The organism is Rhodococcus sp. 15-725-2-2b, assembly GCF_002259075.1.
Classification (GTDB): domain Bacteria; phylum Actinomycetota; class Actinomycetes; order Mycobacteriales; family Mycobacteriaceae; genus Rhodococcoides.
The window spans coordinates 318988-337364 of record NZ_NPFL01000019.1 but is presented as its reverse complement, the minus strand read 5'-3'; the positions used below and the strand labels follow the sequence as shown (position 1 = coordinate 337364).

Genomic DNA, 18377 nt, shown 5'->3' with positions numbered 1-18377 from the left:
CGCCGATAGTCCACGGGCCGCGAGTTGTCCACAGGCCGTGAGTTGTACACAGGGCAATCTGTCACCTGGGCTTTCGTCACAGCCGGCCGCCACCGCGATGCAACCCTTCGATCATGACGGGTCTGTGTGTCGCGGTCGTGGTCGGCGCCGCCGCGGGGATGACGATGCGCCGCTGCCTGGTCCGATGGAATCCTCGGCTCCTGCCGCTGCTGTCTGCGATCGGGACCGGATGGGTCTGGTGGCGGTTCGGCGGCTCCGAGTACGCGTTCTCGTTGTGCATAACGATGTGGTGGTTCGCCGCCCTCAGCGCCGTCGACCTGCAGCAGCGCCGGTTGCCGAACATCCTGACCGTCCCCGGAGCGATCGTGGTGACGATCGCGCTCGTCGTCACCGGCTCGGCGAGCGCAGTGCTCGGCGGCGCTCTGCTGTTCGCGATCTATCTGGTCGTTCACCTTCTCGCGCCCGCCGCGTTCGGCGCGGGGGACGTCAAACTCGCCTGGTCGGTCGGCTCGATCGCAGGCGTGGGCGGCGGAGAAGGATGGGCGATCGCCGCAGTGGCGGCACCGGTGGTAACTGCCGTGGTGGGGTCGGTCGTCGCGGCGTTCGGGCACGGGCGCGCGCGCATCGCGCACGGCCCGTCCATGTGCGCGGCCACCCTGCTGGCATCCGCGGCGTCCCTGGCGTGAAAAGATGTTCGAGTGCTGCGCTGGATAACTGCCGGAGAATCCCACGGACCCGCTCTCGTCGCCATCCTCGAAGGAATGGTCGCGGGAGTAGAGGTGACCTCGGACGACATTGCGTCTCAACTCGCGCGCCGTCGCCTCGGCTACGGCCGCGGTGCCCGCATGAAGTTCGAGGCCGACAAAGTGACCCTCACCGGCGGTGTCCGACACGGACGCACCATGGGCGGGCCGGTTGCGATCGAGGTCGGCAACACCGAGTGGCCCAAATGGGAGCAGGTGATGTCGGCCGACCCCGTCGACGACGCAGTGCTCGCGGATCTTGCGCGCAACTCTCCGTTGACCCGGCCGCGGCCCGGCCATGCCGACTTCTCCGGAATGCTCAAGTACGGATTCGACGACGCTCGTCCTGTGCTCGAACGCGCCAGCGCTCGTGAGACCGCCGCCCGGGTCGCCATCGGCACCGTCGCCCGTCTGTTCCTGAAGCAGGCGTTCGGCGTCGACGTCGTGTCCCATGTGATCTCAATCGGTGCGTCCGACCCCTATGTCGGACCGCCGCCCGCAGGTGCCGACCTCGACGCGATCGACGCCTCCCCGGTTCGCGCCTTCGACAAGGCCGCCGAGGAGTCGATGATCGCCGAGATCGAAGCCGCGAAGAAGGACGGCGACACCCTCGGCGGCGTCGTCGAGGTCGTCGTGCACGGCCTACCCGTCGGCCTCGGATCGTTCGTCTCCGGAGAACGCAAACTCGACGCCCGACTGGCCGCAGCACTGATGGGCATCCAGGCCATCAAGGGGGTCGAGATCGGGGACGGCTTCGAGACCGCACGTCGACGCGGAAGCGTCGCCCACGACGAAATCAAGCCCGGGCCCGACGGTGTCTTGCGCTCGACCAACCGCGCAGGCGGCATCGAGGGCGGTATGACCAACGGTGAGGCACTGCGAGTGCGGGCGGCGATGAAGCCCATCTCGACGGTTCCGCGTGCGCTGGCAACGGTCGACATGACGACCGGTGACGAGGCAGTGGCCATTCATCAGCGCTCGGACGTCTGCGCTGTTCCGGCTGCAGGCGTCGTCGCGGAGACCATGGTCGCCCTGGTGGTCGCGCAGGCAGCGTTGGAGAAGTTCGGTGGGGACTCGCTGGCGGAGACGACGAGCAACGTCGACCACTACGTGAAGGGCACCGCCGCCCGACCTCCACGATGACCCCGTACGCGGTCCTCGTCGGACCGCCGGGAGCAGGGAAGTCGACGATCGGTCGACGGCTGGCACAGGCGCTGGACCTGGACCTGTTCGACACCGACGTGGCCATCGAGCGAGACACCGGTCGCACGATCGCCGACATCTTCTCGCACGACGGCGAACCGGCGTTTCGGCAGATCGAGGAGCGGATAGTCGCCGGTGCTCTGGCCTCGCACGACGGGATCGTCTCCCTCGGCGGTGGTGCCGTGCTCTCGCCCGCGACCCGCGCCCTACTGTCCGGGCACACCGTGGTGTACCTGGAGATCAGTGTGGCCGAGGGGCTTCGGCGAACCGGTGCGAACACGGTTCGGCCGCTGCTCGCGGGCCCCGACCCGCGTGCGAAGTACCAGCAACTGATGCGTCATCGGCGACCTCTCTATCGCTCGGTGGCCACGGTGCGAATGCGCACCGACAGTCGCAGCCCCGCTCGGGTCGTGGGCCAGTTGGTGGCGAAGCTGACGGCGATCGCCCCTGTTCCCGGGCGCGATGCGAACGAGAGAAACCCCCAGTAGATGAAGGTGATTCGATGACAGAGCCCGTGCGCGTCCAGGTCGAGACAGCCAACCCGTACCCGGTGATCATCGGCCGAGGTCTGTTGACGGACCTCGTCGACGAGCTCGCCGGAACGGCCACCGTGGCGATCTTCCACCAACCTCCGCTGGCCGAGACCGCGGAGGCTGTGCGAGCTGCGTTGGCGGACAAGGGAATCGACGCTCACCGCATCGAGATCCCGGATGCCGAGGACGGCAAGGATCTGGCAGTGGCGGGGTTCTGCTGGGAGGTTCTCGGTCGAATCGGTCTCACCCGCAGCGACGCCATCGTCAGTCTGGGCGGCGGCGCGGCAACGGACCTGGCCGGCTTCGTTGCAGCGACCTGGATGCGCGGAGTTCGTATCGTCCACGTCCCGACCACGCTGCTGGCCATGGTCGACGCGGCCGTGGGCGGCAAGACCGGCATCAATACCGATGCGGGCAAGAACCTCGTCGGCTCGTTCCACGAACCGGCCGCCGTGTTGATCGATCTGGCGACGCTCGAGACCGTCCCCAAGAACGAGATCGTCTCCGGCCTGGCCGAGGTGATCAAGACCGGGTTCATCGCGGACCCGAAGATCCTGGACATCATCGAGGCGGATCCTGCCGCAGCGCTGGATCCGACCGGCGACGTGCTGCCGGAGCTGATCAGGCGCTCCGTCGAGGTCAAGGCGAAGGTCGTGGCGGCGGATCTGCGCGAGTCGAACCTGCGCGAGATTCTTAACTACGGGCACACGCTCGCGCACGCGATCGAGCGGCGGGAGCAGTACCGCTGGCGTCACGGTGCCGCCGTGTCGGTCGGTCTGGTGTTCGCGGCCGAGCTCGGACGCCTGGCCGGACGCCTGGACGACGCGACCGCCGACCGCCACCGTTCGATTCTCGAATCGGTCGGCTTGCCGGTCACCTACGACGAGCACGCGTTCTCGGATCTGCTCAAGGGCATGCAGACGGACAAGAAGAACCGGGCCGGGCTGTTGCGGTTCGTGGTTCTGGACGGTCTCGCCAAGCCCGGACGGCTCGAGGGGCCGGACCCGGCACTGCTCGTCGCCGCATTCTCCGCGGTCGGTCGTGAGGCCCCGGCCGCAGGTGGGTCGGCCATTCTGTTGTGACCTCGTGAGAGGCGACTCGGGTACGGACGAAGAACGGGCGGTGATCGACGCGAAAGCGTCGATCACCGCCCGTCGGTCGATGTGGGGGAGTCAGGAACCGTCGGCGCTGCCGTGACGTCCACGCTTGTCCAGACGCGGCTTGCCGTCTGAGTCCACCGCCGAGAACACCTCGGTGTCGGCTTCGCCGTGCTCGGAGGCCCACTGAGTTTCGGACCGCTGAGTTTCGGACCGCTGAGGTTCGGACTGCGTTGCCTCGCCCTGTCTCGACCGATTCTCCTGACCGGCGTTGACCAGCTGGCGGTCGTGCGCGCGTTCGGCGTCCGACGTGGCCAGTTTCTTCTTGGCCTCGCGGTTGACGATCTGCCTTCCCGCGAACACCGCGATGCTCGCGGCGATGAAGATGGTGAGAATGGTGAACGCGGCTCCGGACGTCAACTCGAAGACCAGACCGTTCTGCCCCAGGCTGAAGTCGACGAAGAAGTCCACTATCCAGCTCAGGAGACCTCCGAGGAGCCCGCCGACCACTGCGGCTTTGATCCAGACCATGGTCAGGTCCTCGCCGTCGTCGGGGTCGGGGTGCCTGCGTCGGTCGCGGATTCCGTCGATGCCGGCCCACACGATGATGACGAGCAGCACGAGGGCGTAGGCCACCCAGCGCAGTGCCGATCCGCTCAGCGGCCACATCGACACTGCCGCCCCCAGCAGCAGTCGAACGACGACGTTGACCAATCCCATACTTATGCCACGCACTGCCCACCCAGTCATGCGGCACAGCATATCCGCACGTCGAACTTTGTGTGTCGGGGCCCACAAGTTCGATGACCCGGTCGAGTCGAACGGAGCGTGTGCCACGCCCGGTAATGTCGAAACCATGCCTGCCGATTTCGGTGCCCGTCGTGGTGCCCTACGAGAACTGTTGGCCGCCGACGGACTCGATTCGATGTTGATCACCGATCTCCTCAACGTCCGATACCTGACCGGATTCACCGGCTCGAATGCCGCGTTGCTGGTCTCGGCGGCCGATTCGGCCGGCGACGAGGATCGGACGGTGATCTGCACCGACGGTCGGTACGTCACTCAGGTGGCCGAACAGGTCCCGGATCTGCGCGCCGAGATCGACCGGGCGTCGGCGGTGCATCTGCTTCGATCGTCGGTCGCGGGCAACACCGGTCGCGTGGGCTTCGAGAGCCACGTGGTGACAGTGGATGCACACCGAGCGTGGTCGGAGCTCGACGGTGCCGTGGAGTTGGTGCGCGCACCGGGTGTCGTGGAGTCGTTGCGCATGGTCAAGGACGAGTTCGAGGTGGGATTGCTCAGGGACGCCTGCCGCGCCGCCGACGACGCGCTGGCCGACCTGATCGGTGGGGGCGGGATCCGTGCAGGCCGGACCGAGCGTGAGGTCGCCCGCGAGCTGGAGTCGTCGATGCTCGATCACGGTGCCGATGCTGTGTCGTTCGAGACCATCGTCGCTGCCGGAGCCAATTCGGCGGTCCCGCATCACCGGCCGACCGATGCGGTGCTGGCCGACGGAGACTTCGTCAAGCTCGACTTCGGTGCACTCGTCGGCGGCTACCACTCGGACATGACTCGCACCTTCGTCATCGGGACTCCCGCGCAGTGGCAGCGCGATCTGTACGAGCTGGTGCAGCGGTCGCAGACAGCCGGTCGCGACGCTCTGGCTCCAGGGGTGACCACCGCCTCGGTCGACGCTGCGTCGCGCTCGGTGATCGAGGATGCGGGGTACGGGGAGTACTTCCTGCACGGGCTCGGCCATGGCGTCGGCCTGGAAATCCACGAAGCGCCGGGAATCGCGAAGACGAGCACCGGTACACTGCTGGGCGGTGCAGCGGTCACCGTCGAGCCGGGTGTCTACTTCTCCGGTCGCGGCGGCGTTCGGATCGAGGACACACTCGTCGTTCGCGACGGGGGTCCGGAACTGCTCACCCTGACAAGCAAGGAACTCACGTCCGTCTAGCGCGCGGGCTGGAGCGAATCCAAGCACGTGACCGACGGCGCGTCACGCGCACAAACGATTGAGGAGACGCGAAGCAAGTGGCTTCCACCAGCGATTTCAAGAACGGACTGGTTCTCAACTTGGAGAACCAGCTGTGGTCGATCATCGAATTCCAGCACGTCAAGCCGGGTAAGGGGCCCGCATTCGTGCGGACCAAGCTCAAGAACGTGCTCTCGGGCAAGGTCGTCGACAAGACGTTCAACGCCGGTGTGAAGGTCGAGACCGCAACGGTCGACCGTCGCGACATGACGTACCTCTACCACGACGGTAGCGACTACGTGTTCATGGACGCCGACACCTACGACCAGCTCTCGATCGGTGAGGCAACCGTCGGTGACGGCGCACGCTTCCTGCTCGAGAACCTGCGCGTGCAGGTCGCCATGCACGAGGGCGTTCCGCTGTACGTCGAGCTTCCCGTCACCGTCGAGCTCGAGGTCAAGCACACCGACCCCGGCCTGCAGGGTGATCGCTCCACCGGTGGCACCAAGCCGGCAACCCTCGAGACCGGAGCCGAGATCTCGGTGCCGCTGTTCATCAACACCGGCGACAAGCTCAAGGTCGACTCGCGTGACGGAAACTACCTCGGGCGTGTGAACTCCTAACGTGTCATCGAAGAAGTCGACCTCCTCCGCCTCGCAGAACGGTGCCCCCGGTGCGAAGAAGCTGGGTGCGCGCCACAAGGCCCGCAAGCGCGCGGTGGACTTTCTGTTCGAGGCGGAGGCGCGCAACGTCGATCCGGTGAACCTCACCACCGAGCGAATCGAACTCGCACGCGGCGACGACACCATCGCTCCCGTCAGCGACTACACCTCGACCCTGGTCGAGGGCGTCGCCGAGAATCTCGATCGCCTCGACGGCGTGATCGCCGATCACCTCAAGGACTGGACGCTCACCCGTCTGCCCGCAGTGGACAGGGCCATCCTGCGCGTCGCGGTGTGGGAGTTGTTCCACGCCACCGATGTTCCACCGGTCGTGGCCGTCGACGAAGCCGTCGAGCTGGCCAAGCAGTTGTCCACTGACGATTCGCCCGGCTTCGTCAACGGCGTACTGGGTCAGATCGTCCTCGTCGCGCCGCAGGTACGCGCCGCGGCCGCGGCGGTCTCGAGCCGTACGCAAACCGACGCGTCCGGTGAGGCATCGGTCGACGCCGAGCAGTGATCGACCGGTCGACGCCCGTGTGACCGAACGCTCTGCGAGCCTGCTGGTCGTGGTTCGCAGAGCGTTGCTAGGCTCTACGCAGTTGTTGTCAGACATCCTTTAACGATCCGTCCAGAGAGGCGGAGAAGGAGGTCGTAGTTTGCCTGCGCCCGAAAGCTCGTCCGCGAACCCCGCCGTTCGCGAATTGCTGTCCTCGGCCGATGTGGGGCGCACCATCTCCCGCATGGCCCACCAGATAATCGAGAAGACGGCCCTCGACGCCGCTGACTCGCCGCGCGTGGTGCTCCTCGGCATTCCCACCCGCGGGACCACGTTGGCGGAACGTCTCGCCGAACGTATCGAGGCATTCTCCGGAGTACGCCCCCCGCTGGGTTCTCTCGACATCACCCTCTACCGCGACGATCTGCGAAACAAGCCGCACCGTCCGCTCGAGCGTACGTCGGTGCCCGCAGGCGGTGTCGACGACGCACTGGTGGTGCTTGTCGACGACGTGCTGTTCTCCGGCCGAACCGTGCGATCTGCGCTCGACGCCCTCCGTGACCTCGGTCGCCCCCGCGCCGTGCAGCTCGCAGTCCTGATCGACCGCGGCCACCGCGAGCTTCCGCTTCGGGCGGACTACGTCGGCAAGAACGTCCCCACAGCGCGCACCGAGGACGTGTCGGTGTTGCTCTCCGAACACGACGGCCGCGACGGGGTCAGCCTGTCCGAGGGAGGATCCGCTCGATGAAGCATCTGCTCTCGGTCGCCGACCTGACGGCCGAATCGGCCACCGAACTCCTCGACGAAGCCGAACGATTCGAGCAGGCGCTTCTCGGCCGCGAAGTCAAGAAGCTCCCGACATTGCGCGGACGCACCATCATGACGGTGTTCTTCGAGAACTCGACACGTACCCGCGTCTCGTTCGAGGTCGCAGGCAAGTGGATGAGCGCCGACGTCATCAACGTCAGCGCCAGCAGCTCGTCGGTGTCGAAGGGAGAGTCGCTCCGCGACACCGCGGTGACGCTGCGCGCCGCCGGAGCCGATGCACTGATCGTCAGGCACCCGGCATCCGGAGCCGCACATCAGATCGCCCAATGGACCGCCGATCAGGGCACCGGCAGCACCACCGATGGTCGTTCCGCAGGCTCCACTCCTGGACGGGGCCCCGCGGTGATCAATGCAGGCGACGGCACGCACGAACACCCCACCCAGGCTCTGCTCGACGCCTTGACGGTGCGCCAACGACTCGGCGACATCGCCGGCCGTCGGATCGCGATCGTCGGCGACATCCTGCACAGCCGGGTGGCGCGCTCGAATGCGATCCTGCTGGCCACGCTCGGTGCCGAGGTGGTGCTGATCGCACCACCGACCCTGCTGCCCGTCGGAGTGACCGGCTGGCCGGTGCGGGTCTCGCACGACATCGACGCCGAACTGCCCGGACTGGATGCGGTGCTGATGCTCAGAGTGCAGGCCGAGCGAATGAACGGCGGATTCTTCCCCTCCGCTCGCGAGTACTCGATCACGTACGGGCTCTCGCAGCGCAGGCTCGACCTGCTGCCCGAGCATGCCGTCGTACTGCACCCCGGTCCGATGCTGCGCGGTATGGAGATCGCGTCCTCGGTGGCCGACTCTCCGAAAACTGCAGTCCTGCAACAGGTTACGAATGGAGTTCACGTGCGGATGGCGGTGCTGTTCCGATTGCTGGTCGGTTCGGACGGGGGTGCGTCGTGACCGCACCCGCGACCTCCGTTCTGCTCCGCGGCGTGCTGCTGTACGGCGAGGGCCCCGAGACCGACGTCCTGATCGCCGGTGAGGAGATCGCGGGGATCGGCTCGGACCTCGACGCCGACGGAGCCGAGGTCGTCGACGCCCGCGGCCAGATACTGCTGCCGGGATTCGTCGACATGCACACGCACCTGCGCGAGCCCGGCCGCGAGGACACCGAAACGATCGAATCCGGCTCGGCCGCAGCAGCTCTGGGCGGCTACACCGCGGTGTTCGCGATGGCGAACACCGACCCGGTCGCCGACTCGGTGGTGGTGACCGACCACGTATGGCGTCGGGGACAGGAAGTCGGTCTCGTCGACGTCCACCCCGTCGGAGCGATCACCGTCGGATTGAAGGGCAAGCAGCTCGCCGAGATGGCCACGATGGCCGCGGGAATCGGCCGGGTGAAGATGTTCTCCGACGACGGCCACTGCGTCGACGATCCACTGATCATGCGTCGGGCGCTGGAGTACTCGAGTTCCCTCGGTGTGCTCATCGCTCAGCACGCCGAGGAACCCCGGCTCACCGTCGGTGCCGTCGCACACGAGGGCCCGACGGCGGCGCGCCTCGGACTGGCCGGTTGGCCGCGTGCGGCCGAGGAATCGATCGTCGCTCGCGACGCCCTGCTGGCTCGTGACGCAGGTGCGCGGGTGCACATCTGTCACGCATCCACTGCAGGCACCGTCGATTTGATGAAATGGGCACGCGGACAGGGTATTTCGATCACCGCCGAGGTAACCCCGCATCACCTGCTGCTCGACGATTCGCGGCTCGAGACGTACGACGCGATCAACAAGGTGAACCCGCCACTACGTGAGAAGTCCGACGTCGACGCCCTGCGTAAGGGCTTGGCGGACGGCGTGATCGATTGTGTGGCAACCGATCACGCTCCGCATGCCGAGCAGGACAAGTGCTGCGAGTTCTCGATCGCTCGTCCCGGAATGCTCGGGCTCGAAACCGCACTGTCCATCGTCGTCGACACGATGGTGACCCCGGGACTGCTCGATTGGCGCGGCGTGGCGCGGGTGATGAGCGAGCGTCCCGCCCAGATCGTCGGATTGGCCGATCAGGGACGACCCATCGAGGTCGGCGAGATCGCCAACCTCACGCTGGTCGACCCGAAAGCGAGCTGGACGGTCTCCGGCAAGAAGCTGGCCAGCGTCGCACACAACACGCCGTTCGAGGACATGAGCTTCTCCTCGAAGGTGACCACGACGGTGCTGCGCGGGCGAATCACCGTCCGCGACGGAGCAGTGGCGAACAGAGCGGGAGAGTAGAGCCGTGGACAGAGTTCTCATCGTCATCGGATTCATCCTGTTCTGGGCACTGATGATCGCGCTGATCTTCTGGGGTTGGCGAGGACGGCAGAAGCGCCAGGAAGAGCGAATCGGTGACTTCCCGGCCGTGCCGGACGATCTGGGAGCAACCCTCGTCGAGCCGAGCACCGGCCTGTACGTCGGCAGCACCATCGCTCCGAGCTGGCAGGACCGCATCGCCGTCGGCGACATAGGCCACCGCGCCACCGGTGAACTGTCCCGACACGAGAAGGGCATCCTGCTCGACCGAGACGGTGAATCTCCCATCTGGATCCCGGCGGAATCGATCCGTGCGATCCGTACCGAACGCGGGTTGGCAGGCAAGGTCATGACCAAGGACGGGCTCCTGGTCATTCGCTGGGAGCTGCCGACGGGGACCGAGATAGACACCGGCTTCCGGGCCGACGACAAGCAGATCTACCCGGTGTGGACAGCGAGTTCCACCGGAGAAACCAAGGAGGAAACCGCGTGAGCAGCGCAGTTCTTGTTCTGGAGGACGGCCGGACATTCCGCGGCACCACATTCGGCGCACAGGGGCGCACCCTCGGCGAGGCCGTGTTCTGCACCGGAATGACCGGGTACCAGGAAACTCTCACCGACCCGAGCTATCACCGACAGATCGTCGTCGCGACCGCGCCGCAGATCGGTAACACCGGCTGGAATCAGGAAGACGGTGAAGCCGCAAGCGCGCAGGATCCCAACAAGATCTGGGTCGCCGGCTACGTCGTTCGAGATCCGGCACGCCGCACCTCGAGTTGGCGCTCCACCGGAACGCTGCAGGACCAGCTCGAGGCGCAGAACGTCGTCGGCATCGCCGGAATCGACACGCGCGCCCTGGTCCGGCACCTGCGCACCCGCGGGTCCATGCGTGCGGGAGTGTTCTCGGGCGACGCCCTCGGCACCTCCGACGAGATGCTCGCGCAGGTGGTCGGTCAGCCGTCGATGCTCGGTGCCGACCTCGCCGGTGAAGTGACCACCGGAGCCGGTTACACCATCGAGCCGACCGGGGATGCTCGATTCACCGTCGTCGCAGTCGATCTCGGTATCAAGACCAACACCCCGCGGATGTTCGCCGAGCGCGGTATCCGCGTGCACGTGGTGCCGTCGAACACCACCATCGAGCAGGTTCTGGAACTGAACCCCGACGGTGTCTTCCTGTCGAACGGACCAGGCGACCCGGCCACGGCCGACACCAGCGTTGCACTGACCAGGCAAGTGCTCGAGCGTGAGCTGCCGCTGTTCGGTATCTGCTTCGGAAACCAGATCTTCGGGCGCGCACTCGGCCGTGGCACCTACAAGATGAAGTTCGGCCACCGCGGGATGAACATCCCGGTCATCGAGCACACCACCGGCCGCATCGCGATCACCGCGCAGAACCACGGATTCGCACTCGAAGGCGAAGCGGGCGAGGAGTTCGACACCGACTTCGGCCGAGCCCGGATCAGTCACACCTGCGCCAACGACGGCACCGTCGAGGGCGTCGAGCTGATCGGCGGTAGCGCCTTCTCCGTGCAGTACCACCCCGAGGCCGCGGCCGGTCCACACGACGCCGCCTATCTCTTCGACCGTTTCACCAGCGTCCTTCAGGAGAAGAAGTAATGCCACGCCGCACAGACCTGAACCACGTCCTGGTCATCGGATCCGGCCCGATCGTCATCGGTCAGGCCTGCGAGTTCGACTACTCCGGCACCCAGGCCTGCCGAGTGCTGCGCGAGGAAGGACTGCGGGTCAGCCTCGTCAACTCCAACCCCGCGACGATCATGACCGACCCCGAGTTCGCCGACGCCACCTACGTCGAGCCGATCACGGCGGAGTTCATCGAGAAGATCTTCGCCCGCGAAGCCGAGCAGGGTCACCCCATTCAGGCAGTGCTCGCCACTCTGGGTGGACAGACGGCGCTCAATGCCGCTGTTGCGCTGCACGATCAGGGCATTCTCACCAAGTACGGCGTCGAGCTGATCGGTGCCGATTTCGACGCCATCCAGCGCGGCGAGGATCGGCAGAAGTTCAAGGACATCGTGGCCAAGGTCGGTGGCGAGTCCGCCAAGTCGGCCGTCTGCTACACGATGGACGAGGTCCGCGAGACCGTCGCCGAGCTCGGCTTCCCGGTGGTCGTACGTCCGTCGTTCACGATGGGCGGTCTCGGTTCGGGGTTGGCGTACAACGACGAGGACCTGACCCGGATCGCCGGCGGCGGACTTGCGGCCTCGCCCACGGCGAACGTCCTCATCGAGGAGTCCATCCTCGGCTGGAAGGAATACGAGCTCGAGCTGATGCGCGACGGCCGCGACAACGTGGTCATCGTGTGTTCCATCGAGAACGTGGACCCCGTCGGCGTGCACACCGGCGACTCGGTGACCGTCGCCCCGGCCATGACGCTGACCGACCGCGAATACCAGAAGATGCGCGACCTCTCCATCGACATCCTGCGCGAGGTGGGCGTCGACACCGGCGGCTGCAACATCCAGTTCGCGATGGACCCAGCGGACGGTCGCCTCGTAGTCATCGAGATGAACCCGCGTGTGTCACGCTCGTCGGCGCTGGCGTCCAAGGCAACCGGTTACCCGATCGCGAAGATGGCGGCCAAGCTGGCCATCGGCTACACCCTCGACGAGATCGTCAACGACATCACCCGCGAGACCCCGGCCTGCTTCGAGCCGACCCTGGATTACGTGGTCGTCAAGGCTCCGCGGTTCGCGTTCGAGAAGTTTCCCGGTGCCGACGGCACGCTGACCACGACGATGAAGTCCGTCGGCGAGGCGATGTCGATCGGCCGCAACTTCACCGAGGCCTTCGGCAAGGTGATGCGCTCGCTCGAAACCAAGCGCGCAGGCTACTGGACCGGCCCCGAGGTCGAGGCAGAGAGCCTGGAGGCGTTGCTCGAGGACCTGTCCGTTCCTCAGGACGGTCGGATGTACGGGATCGAGAAGGCCTTCGCGATGGGTGCCACCCTCGAGCAGCTGTTCGAGGCGACCAAGATCGACCCGTGGTTCCTCGACCAGTTTCAACAGATCCACGAACTCGGCGTTCAGGTTCGCGAGGCGGCCGAATTCGACGAGGCGCTGCTGCGCCAGGCGAAGTATCACGGTCTGTCCGACCGCCAGATCGCGGCTCTGCGCCCCGAACTCGACGGTGAGGACGGTGTGCGGGCGCTCCGTACCGAGCTCGGTGTGCATCCGGTCTACAAGACGGTCGACACCTGCGCCGCCGAGTTCGAGGCCAAGACGCCCTACCACTACGGCACCTACGAGCTCGACCCCGAAGCCGAATCCGAGGTCGCCCCGCAGCCGGACCGCCCCAAGGTGCTCATCCTCGGCTCGGGTCCCAACCGCATCGGCCAGGGCATCGAATTCGACTACAGCTGTGTGCACGCGGCGCAGACCCTGTCCGAGGCCGGTTACGAGACGGTGATGGTCAACTGCAACCCCGAAACCGTCTCCACTGACTACGACACCGCGGACCGCCTGTACTTCGAGCCACTGACCTTCGAGGACGTCCTCGAGGTGTACCGGGCCGAGGCGGCGTCGGGCACGGTGCGGGGCGTCATCGTCCAGCTCGGCGGGCAGACCCCGCTCGGGCTCGCCAAGCGGCTGAAGGCCGCAGGCGTCCCGATCGTCGGCACGTCGCCCGAGGCCATCGATCTGGCCGAGGATCGTGGCGAATTCGGCAAGGTGCTCGATGCAGCCGGACTGCCGGCAGCGAAGTACGGCACCGCGACGACGTTCGACGGAGCCCGTGAGATCGCCGCAGGAATCGGGTACCCGGTCCTGGTGCGTCCGTCCTACGTTCTCGGCGGACGCGGCATGGAGATCGTGTACGACGAGGCCTCGCTCGCGACGTACATCTCCAACGCGACGGAGATCTCGGACGACCGGCCGGTGCTGGTCGATCGGTTCCTCGAAGACGCGGTCGAAATCGACGTCGACGCACTGTGCGACGGCACCGAGGTCTACATCGGCGGCATCATGGAGCACATCGAGGAGGCCGGTATCCACTCCGGCGACTCGGCGTGCGCGTTGCCGCCGATCACACTCGGCAAGACCGACATCGAGAACGTCCGGCGGTCCACCGAGGCTCTCGCGAAGGGCATCGGCGTGCGCGGCCTGCTCAACGTGCAGTACGCACTCAAGGACGACATCCTGTACGTTCTCGAGGCCAATCCGCGTGCGAGCCGCACGGTTCCGTTCGTCTCCAAGGCGACGGCGGTTCAGCTCGCGAAGGCCTGCGCCCGAGTGATGCTGGGGGAGACCATCGCCGAGCTGCGGACCGCAGGCATCCTGCCCGAGACCGGAGACGGTGGCACCGTCCCGGCCGGTGCCCCGATCGCGGTGAAGGAAGCGGTGTTGCCGTTCAACCGGTTCCGTCGTGCGGACGGAACCGGAGTGGACACTCTGCTCAGCCCGGAGATGAAGTCCACCGGTGAGGTGATGGGAATCGACTTCGATTTCGGTACCGCGTTCGCCAAGAGTCAGACCGCCGCCTACGGCTCGTTGCCTGCGGGCGGCGCGGTGTTCGTGTCGGTGGCCAACAAGGACAAGCGATCACTGATCTTCCCGGTGAAGCGACTCGCGGATCTGGGCTTCACGATTCTGGCGACCGAAGGCACTGCAGATGTGTTGCGGCGCAACGGAATCAAATGCGAGCAGGTGTACAAGCAGTCCGGCGAGGACGTGCCGGAGGGGGAGCGGACCATCGTCGACCGCATACTCGCAGGTGACATCGCCATGGTGATCAACACCCCGTACGGCAACTCCGGCCCCCGCGTCGACGGGTACGAGATCCGTAGCGCCGCCGTGGCGCAGAACATTCCGTGCATCACCACGGTGCAGGGCGCGTCGGCAGCGGTGCAGGGCATCGAAGCCGGGATCGCCGGCGGAATCGGTGTTCGCTCGCTGCAGGATCTGCATGCGGGCCTGAAGCAGGGGCTGGGAGTGGAGTGAGCCATCATCGCAGTTGGTCGGATCGGTTGCGCGCCGCGGTCGCGGCGCGTGGTCGACTGTGTGTCGGTATCGATCCGCATCCGGCTCTGCTCGAGGCATGGGACCTGCCACGCTCGGCGGACGGTCTCGAGGTGTTCGCCGAGCTGTGTGTCGAAGCGTTCGTCGGTGAGGTGGCGATCGTCAAGCCTCAGGTGGCGTTCTTCGAGGCCTACGGATCGGCCGGGTACGCGGTGCTCGAACGCACTGTCAGTGTGCTCAGGGACGCGGGCACCCTGGTGATCGCCGATGCGAAGCGCGGCGACATCGGCACCACGATGGATGCGTACGCGCAGGCCTGGCTCGAACCCGATTCGCCGTTGTCCTCCGATGCCGTCACGGTCTCGCCGTACCTGGGCTTCGATTCGCTGGGGGAGACCGTCGATCGAGCGGTGCGACACCGGCGCGGGCTGTTCGTGCTTGCCCGCACCTCGAATGCGGAGGGCTCGGCCCTGCAGCAGGCCGCGACGTCGAACGGTGGGTCGGTGGCTCAGTCGATCGTCGATGCCGCAGCCGCGCGCAATCGCGTCGATGCCGACACGGTGGGGATAGTCGTCGGTGCCACTCGTGATCACGGTCTCGACCTGTCGAACTACACCGGTCCGATTCTCGCGCCTGGTCTGGGAGCGCAGGGAGCAACGGTTGCCGATCTCGCGGAGATCTTCCGCTATTCGCGTGAGCTGTTGCTGCCCAACTCCTCTCGCGGTGTCCTGGCCGCTGGCCCGTCGGTGACGGCCTTGCGCGACGCGGCGACACGATTGCGCGACGAGATCGAAGCCGGTCTCGCATAGTCGATGCTGCGGCGCATCGGCGCTCGGGGGCGAGTTAGCGGTTCACGCGGGTCGTCGGTACGGTCGCTAACGCTGCCGACGAACAGTGCTGATCGCCAGTGCGCAGCGCTGATGACCGCGATCGGTGGCAGTGGAAGACCGATGGTCGACGTGCCGACAGCGATCGTGTGCGTCGTATCGCCCAGAAACGAGAAGACGGAGGAACCGACAGTGGCCCTTCCCCAGTTGACCCCCGAGCAGCGCGCTGCTGCCCTCGAGAAGGCTGCGATCGCCCGGAAAGCGCGCGCCGAACTCAAGGAGCGCCTCAAGCGCGGCGGCACCGACCTCAAGCAGGTGCTCGAGGACGCCGAGACGGACGAGATCCTCGGAAAGATGAAGGTCTCCGCGCTGCTCGAGGCCCTGCCGAAGGTGGGCAAGGTCAAGGCTGCGGAGTTGATGACGGAATTGGAGATCGCGCCAACCCGTCGACTGCGCGGTCTCGGTGATCGGCAGCGCAAGGCGCTGTTGACGAAGTTCGATTTCGAGGCCTGACGACGGTGAGTGACACTGCGGCGACATCGGTCCCGGAGATCGAGCGCGGCCGGTTGGTGGTGCTGTCCGGCCCCTCCGGCGTCGGCAAGTCCAGTGTCGTTCGGCTCGTGCGTGCGGCGCTGCCCGAGCTGGTCTTCAGCGTGTCGGTCACGACGCGATCGCCGCGGCCGGGCGAGGTGGACGGGCAGGATTACCACTTCGTCTCCGCCGGCGAGTTCGATCGAATGATCGCCGACGACGAGCTGCTCGAGTGGGCGAGCATTCACGGTGGTCTGCAGCGGTCGGGAACTCCGGCCGCACCCGTCGAGGCCGCGCTGGAGGCGGGCAGCCCGGTGCTGCTCGAGCTCGATCTGGCCGGTGCCCGTGCCGTGCGGGTGTCCAAGCCCGAGGCCTTGTTGGTGTTCATGGCACCACCGACGTGGGACGACCTGGTCGCCCGTCTGGTCGGGCGCGCGACCGAGGAGAGCGCTGCCACCGAGCGGAGGTTGGAGACCGCACGGGTGGAATTGGCCGCACAGGACGAGTTCGACACCGTGGTTGTCAATACCGATGTCGACCATTCGTGCGAACAGTTGGTATCCTTGTTGGTCGGTAGGTCGTCGGTCGGCAACAGCTGACCAGTTTCACGGCGCACGAGGCCCCGACCAGCTAGTTCGTAGCACCAACGATGCAATTTCAGGAGATCATCAGTGAGCAGCATTTCAGCGGCCGTTTCCGACTTCGACGGACGCAGCGCTCTGCCGGCCTACGACACGCCGCTCGGCATCACCAATCCACCCATCGACGAGCTGCTCGCACGCACCTCGTCCAAGTACGCCCTCGTGATCTACGCAGCCAAGCGTGCACGTCAGATCAACGACTACTACAACCAGCTCGGTGACGGCATCCTCGAGTATGTCGGACCTCTCGTCGAGCCGGGTCTGCAGGAGAAGCCGCTGTCGATCGCTCTCCGCGAAATCCACGCGGATCTGCTCGAGCACACCGAAGGCGAATAAGAACCTCACAGAGGACATCTGACTTGCGCGTTGTCGTCGGAGTCGGCGGAGGTATCGCCGCCTACAAGAGTTGTTCGCTCATTCGCAGCTTCACCGAGAGCGGGCACGAGGTACGGGTGATCCCGACCGCGTCCGCTCTGGAGTTCGTCGGGCGTGCGACGTTCGAGGCGCTGTCCGGCCAACCGGTGCACACCGGAGTCTTCGCGGACGTGCCGGAGGTCCCGCACGTGCGCCTGGGTCAGGAGGCGGACCTCGTCGTCGTGGCCCCCGCCACCGCAGATCTGATGGCGCGCATCGCCGGGGGACGCGCCGACGATCTTCTGACGGCCACCCTGCTCACCGCGCGGTGCCCGGTGGTTCTGGCTCCCGCGATGCACACGGAGATGTGGGAGCACCCGGCCACGGTCGCCAACGTCGCGACGCTTCGTTCGCGCGGTACACACGTGATCGAACCTGCGTCGGGTCGTCTGACCGGACGTGACACCGGGTCGGGTCGGCTGCCGGAGCCGGACGAGATCTTCGCACTGTCGATGCTCGTGACCGAGCGAGCGGATGCGCTTCCTCGTGACCTCGAAGGACGGCATGTTCTGGTGTCTGCCGGCGGCACTCGTGAGCCTCTCGATCCGGTCCGTTTTCTGGGCAATCGAAGCTCGGGCAAGCAGGGATATGCACTGGCCCGCGTGGCAGCGCAACGCGGAGCCCAGGTGACGTTGGTCGCCGGGTACACCAGCGACCTCGACGATCCGGCCGCGGTCGACGTGGTGCACGTCAAGACGGCCTCGGACATGCAGGATGCGGTTCGTAAACTCGCCGTCGGTGTCGATGCAGTGGTGATGGCGGCCGCGGTCGCGGACTTCCGCCCGGAGTCCATCGCGGGCAGCAAGATCAAGAAGGGGGCGAACGAGCCGTCGTCGATCCCGTTGGTCCGCAACGACGACATACTCGCAGGCCTCGTCTCGGCTCGCCGCGACGGTGAGCTCGAATCGTCCACTGTCATCGTCGGATTCGCGGCGGAGACCGGTGACGCGGACGGAGACGTACTGACGTACGCGCGGGCCAAGCTCGAACGCAAGGGCTGCGACCTGCTCGTGGTCAACGCTGTCGGTGACGGTAAGGCCTTCGAGGTCGACCACAACGATGGATGGTTGCTCGGTTCCGACGGTTCCGAGGATGCGCTCGGCGAGGGCTCCAAAGCGCTTCTCGCGAGCCGCGTACTGGATTCTGTGGCGCAGATGCTCGACGCACGTAGTCCCCGAACGAGGTCGACACAGTGACGACGGTGAGGGTGC

19 protein-coding genes are annotated in these 18377 nt (G+C 66.4%); 18 read left to right on the top strand and 1 reads right to left on the bottom strand.

Annotated features, from left to right (window positions below; translation table 11 throughout):
- Positions 1-113 precede the first annotated feature (113 nt).
- The 4 genes from CH306_RS22185 to aroB are packed head-to-tail and all read left to right on the top strand — an operon-like array spanning position 114 to position 3561.
- Entirely contained in the window at positions 114-686 is a 573-nt protein-coding gene (locus CH306_RS22185) for a prepilin peptidase (protein WP_045195316.1), read from the top strand.
- Positions 687-698: 12 nt separating this feature from the next.
- A complete protein-coding gene (gene aroC / locus CH306_RS22180; RefSeq protein ID WP_032397981.1) occupies positions 699-1886 on the top strand; it encodes a chorismate synthase in 1188 nt (395 codons plus the stop codon).
- Positions 1883-2434 carry a shikimate kinase gene (locus tag CH306_RS22175; protein WP_094647953.1) on the top strand — a complete coding sequence of 184 codons (552 nt, stop codon included), beginning with the start codon at positions 1883-1885 and terminating at the stop codon, positions 2432-2434. The genes aroC and CH306_RS22175 overlap by 4 nt, the downstream gene beginning before the upstream one ends.
- A gap of 14 nt (positions 2435-2448) precedes the next feature.
- Positions 2449-3561: a 3-dehydroquinate synthase gene (gene aroB / locus CH306_RS22170; protein ID WP_032397983.1), complete on the top strand. Its 1113-nt coding sequence runs from the start codon at positions 2449-2451 to the stop codon at positions 3559-3561.
- Positions 3562-3651: 90 nt separating this feature from the next.
- Here aroB and CH306_RS22165 read toward each other — a convergent pair whose 3' ends face one another.
- Entirely contained in the window at positions 3652-4326 is a 675-nt protein-coding gene (locus CH306_RS22165) for a B-4DMT family transporter (protein WP_094647952.1), read from the bottom strand.
- Between the two features lie 106 nt (positions 4327-4432).
- On the opposite strand from CH306_RS22165, the gene CH306_RS22160 reads away from it, so the two are divergent.
- The 14 genes from CH306_RS22160 (at position 4433) to coaBC (ending at position 18362) form a co-directional block, all read left to right on the top strand.
- Complete coding sequence (locus CH306_RS22160) at positions 4433-5536, top strand: M24 family metallopeptidase (RefSeq protein WP_094648021.1); 1104 nt, start codon at positions 4433-4435, stop codon at positions 5534-5536.
- Positions 5537-5613: 77 nt separating this feature from the next.
- Complete coding sequence (gene efp / locus CH306_RS22155; RefSeq protein WP_027496978.1) at positions 5614-6177, top strand: elongation factor P; 564 nt, start codon at positions 5614-5616, stop codon at positions 6175-6177.
- Between the two features lies 1 nt (position 6178).
- Entirely contained in the window at positions 6179-6733 is a 555-nt protein-coding gene (gene nusB, locus CH306_RS22150; protein WP_045195309.1) for a transcription antitermination factor NusB, read from the top strand.
- A 139-nt stretch (positions 6734-6872) separates the two neighbouring features.
- A complete protein-coding gene (pyrR, locus tag CH306_RS22145; RefSeq protein ID WP_032397985.1) occupies positions 6873-7460 on the top strand; it encodes a bifunctional pyr operon transcriptional regulator/uracil phosphoribosyltransferase PyrR in 588 nt (195 codons plus the stop codon).
- Entirely contained in the window at positions 7457-8443 is a 987-nt protein-coding gene (locus CH306_RS22140; RefSeq protein ID WP_094647951.1) for an aspartate carbamoyltransferase catalytic subunit, read from the top strand. Before pyrR ends, CH306_RS22140 begins: the two co-directional genes overlap by 4 nt.
- On the top strand, positions 8440-9756 hold the full coding sequence (locus CH306_RS22135; protein WP_094647950.1) for a dihydroorotase: 1317 nt from the start codon (positions 8440-8442) through the stop codon (positions 9754-9756). The genes CH306_RS22140 and CH306_RS22135 overlap by 4 nt, the downstream gene beginning before the upstream one ends.
- A gap of 4 nt (positions 9757-9760) precedes the next feature.
- Positions 9761-10267 (top strand): PH-like domain-containing protein, encoded by a 507-nt coding sequence (locus CH306_RS22130; protein ID WP_045195300.1) that lies wholly within the window; start codon positions 9761-9763, stop codon positions 10265-10267.
- Positions 10264-11394, top strand: a complete 1131-nt coding sequence (gene carA, locus CH306_RS22125; RefSeq protein WP_032397989.1) for a glutamine-hydrolyzing carbamoyl-phosphate synthase small subunit — start codon at positions 10264-10266, stop codon at positions 11392-11394. The genes CH306_RS22130 and carA overlap by 4 nt, the downstream gene beginning before the upstream one ends.
- Positions 11394-14735: a carbamoyl-phosphate synthase large subunit gene (carB, locus tag CH306_RS22120; protein ID WP_094647949.1), complete on the top strand. Its 3342-nt coding sequence runs from the start codon at positions 11394-11396 to the stop codon at positions 14733-14735. Before carA ends, carB begins: the two co-directional genes overlap by 1 nt.
- Positions 14732-15562: an orotidine-5'-phosphate decarboxylase gene (pyrF, locus tag CH306_RS22115; protein ID WP_179272739.1), complete on the top strand. Its 831-nt coding sequence runs from the start codon at positions 14732-14734 to the stop codon at positions 15560-15562. Before carB ends, pyrF begins: the two co-directional genes overlap by 4 nt.
- Positions 15563-15772: 210 nt before the next feature.
- Positions 15773-16093, top strand: a complete 321-nt coding sequence (gene mihF / locus CH306_RS22110) for an integration host factor, actinobacterial type (RefSeq protein ID WP_045199768.1) — start codon at positions 15773-15775, stop codon at positions 16091-16093.
- 5 nt (positions 16094-16098) lie between these two features.
- Entirely contained in the window at positions 16099-16710 is a 612-nt protein-coding gene (gene gmk / locus CH306_RS22105) for a guanylate kinase (protein WP_094630027.1), read from the top strand.
- Between the two features lie 72 nt (positions 16711-16782).
- Positions 16783-17088, top strand: coding sequence for a DNA-directed RNA polymerase subunit omega (gene rpoZ, locus CH306_RS22100; RefSeq protein ID WP_032377808.1), 306 nt, complete (start codon positions 16783-16785; stop codon positions 17086-17088).
- A 23-nt stretch (positions 17089-17111) separates the two neighbouring features.
- Positions 17112-18362: a bifunctional phosphopantothenoylcysteine decarboxylase/phosphopantothenate--cysteine ligase CoaBC gene (gene coaBC / locus CH306_RS22095; RefSeq protein ID WP_094638045.1), complete on the top strand. Its 1251-nt coding sequence runs from the start codon at positions 17112-17114 to the stop codon at positions 18360-18362.
- The last annotated feature ends 15 nt before the right edge of the window (positions 18363-18377 follow it).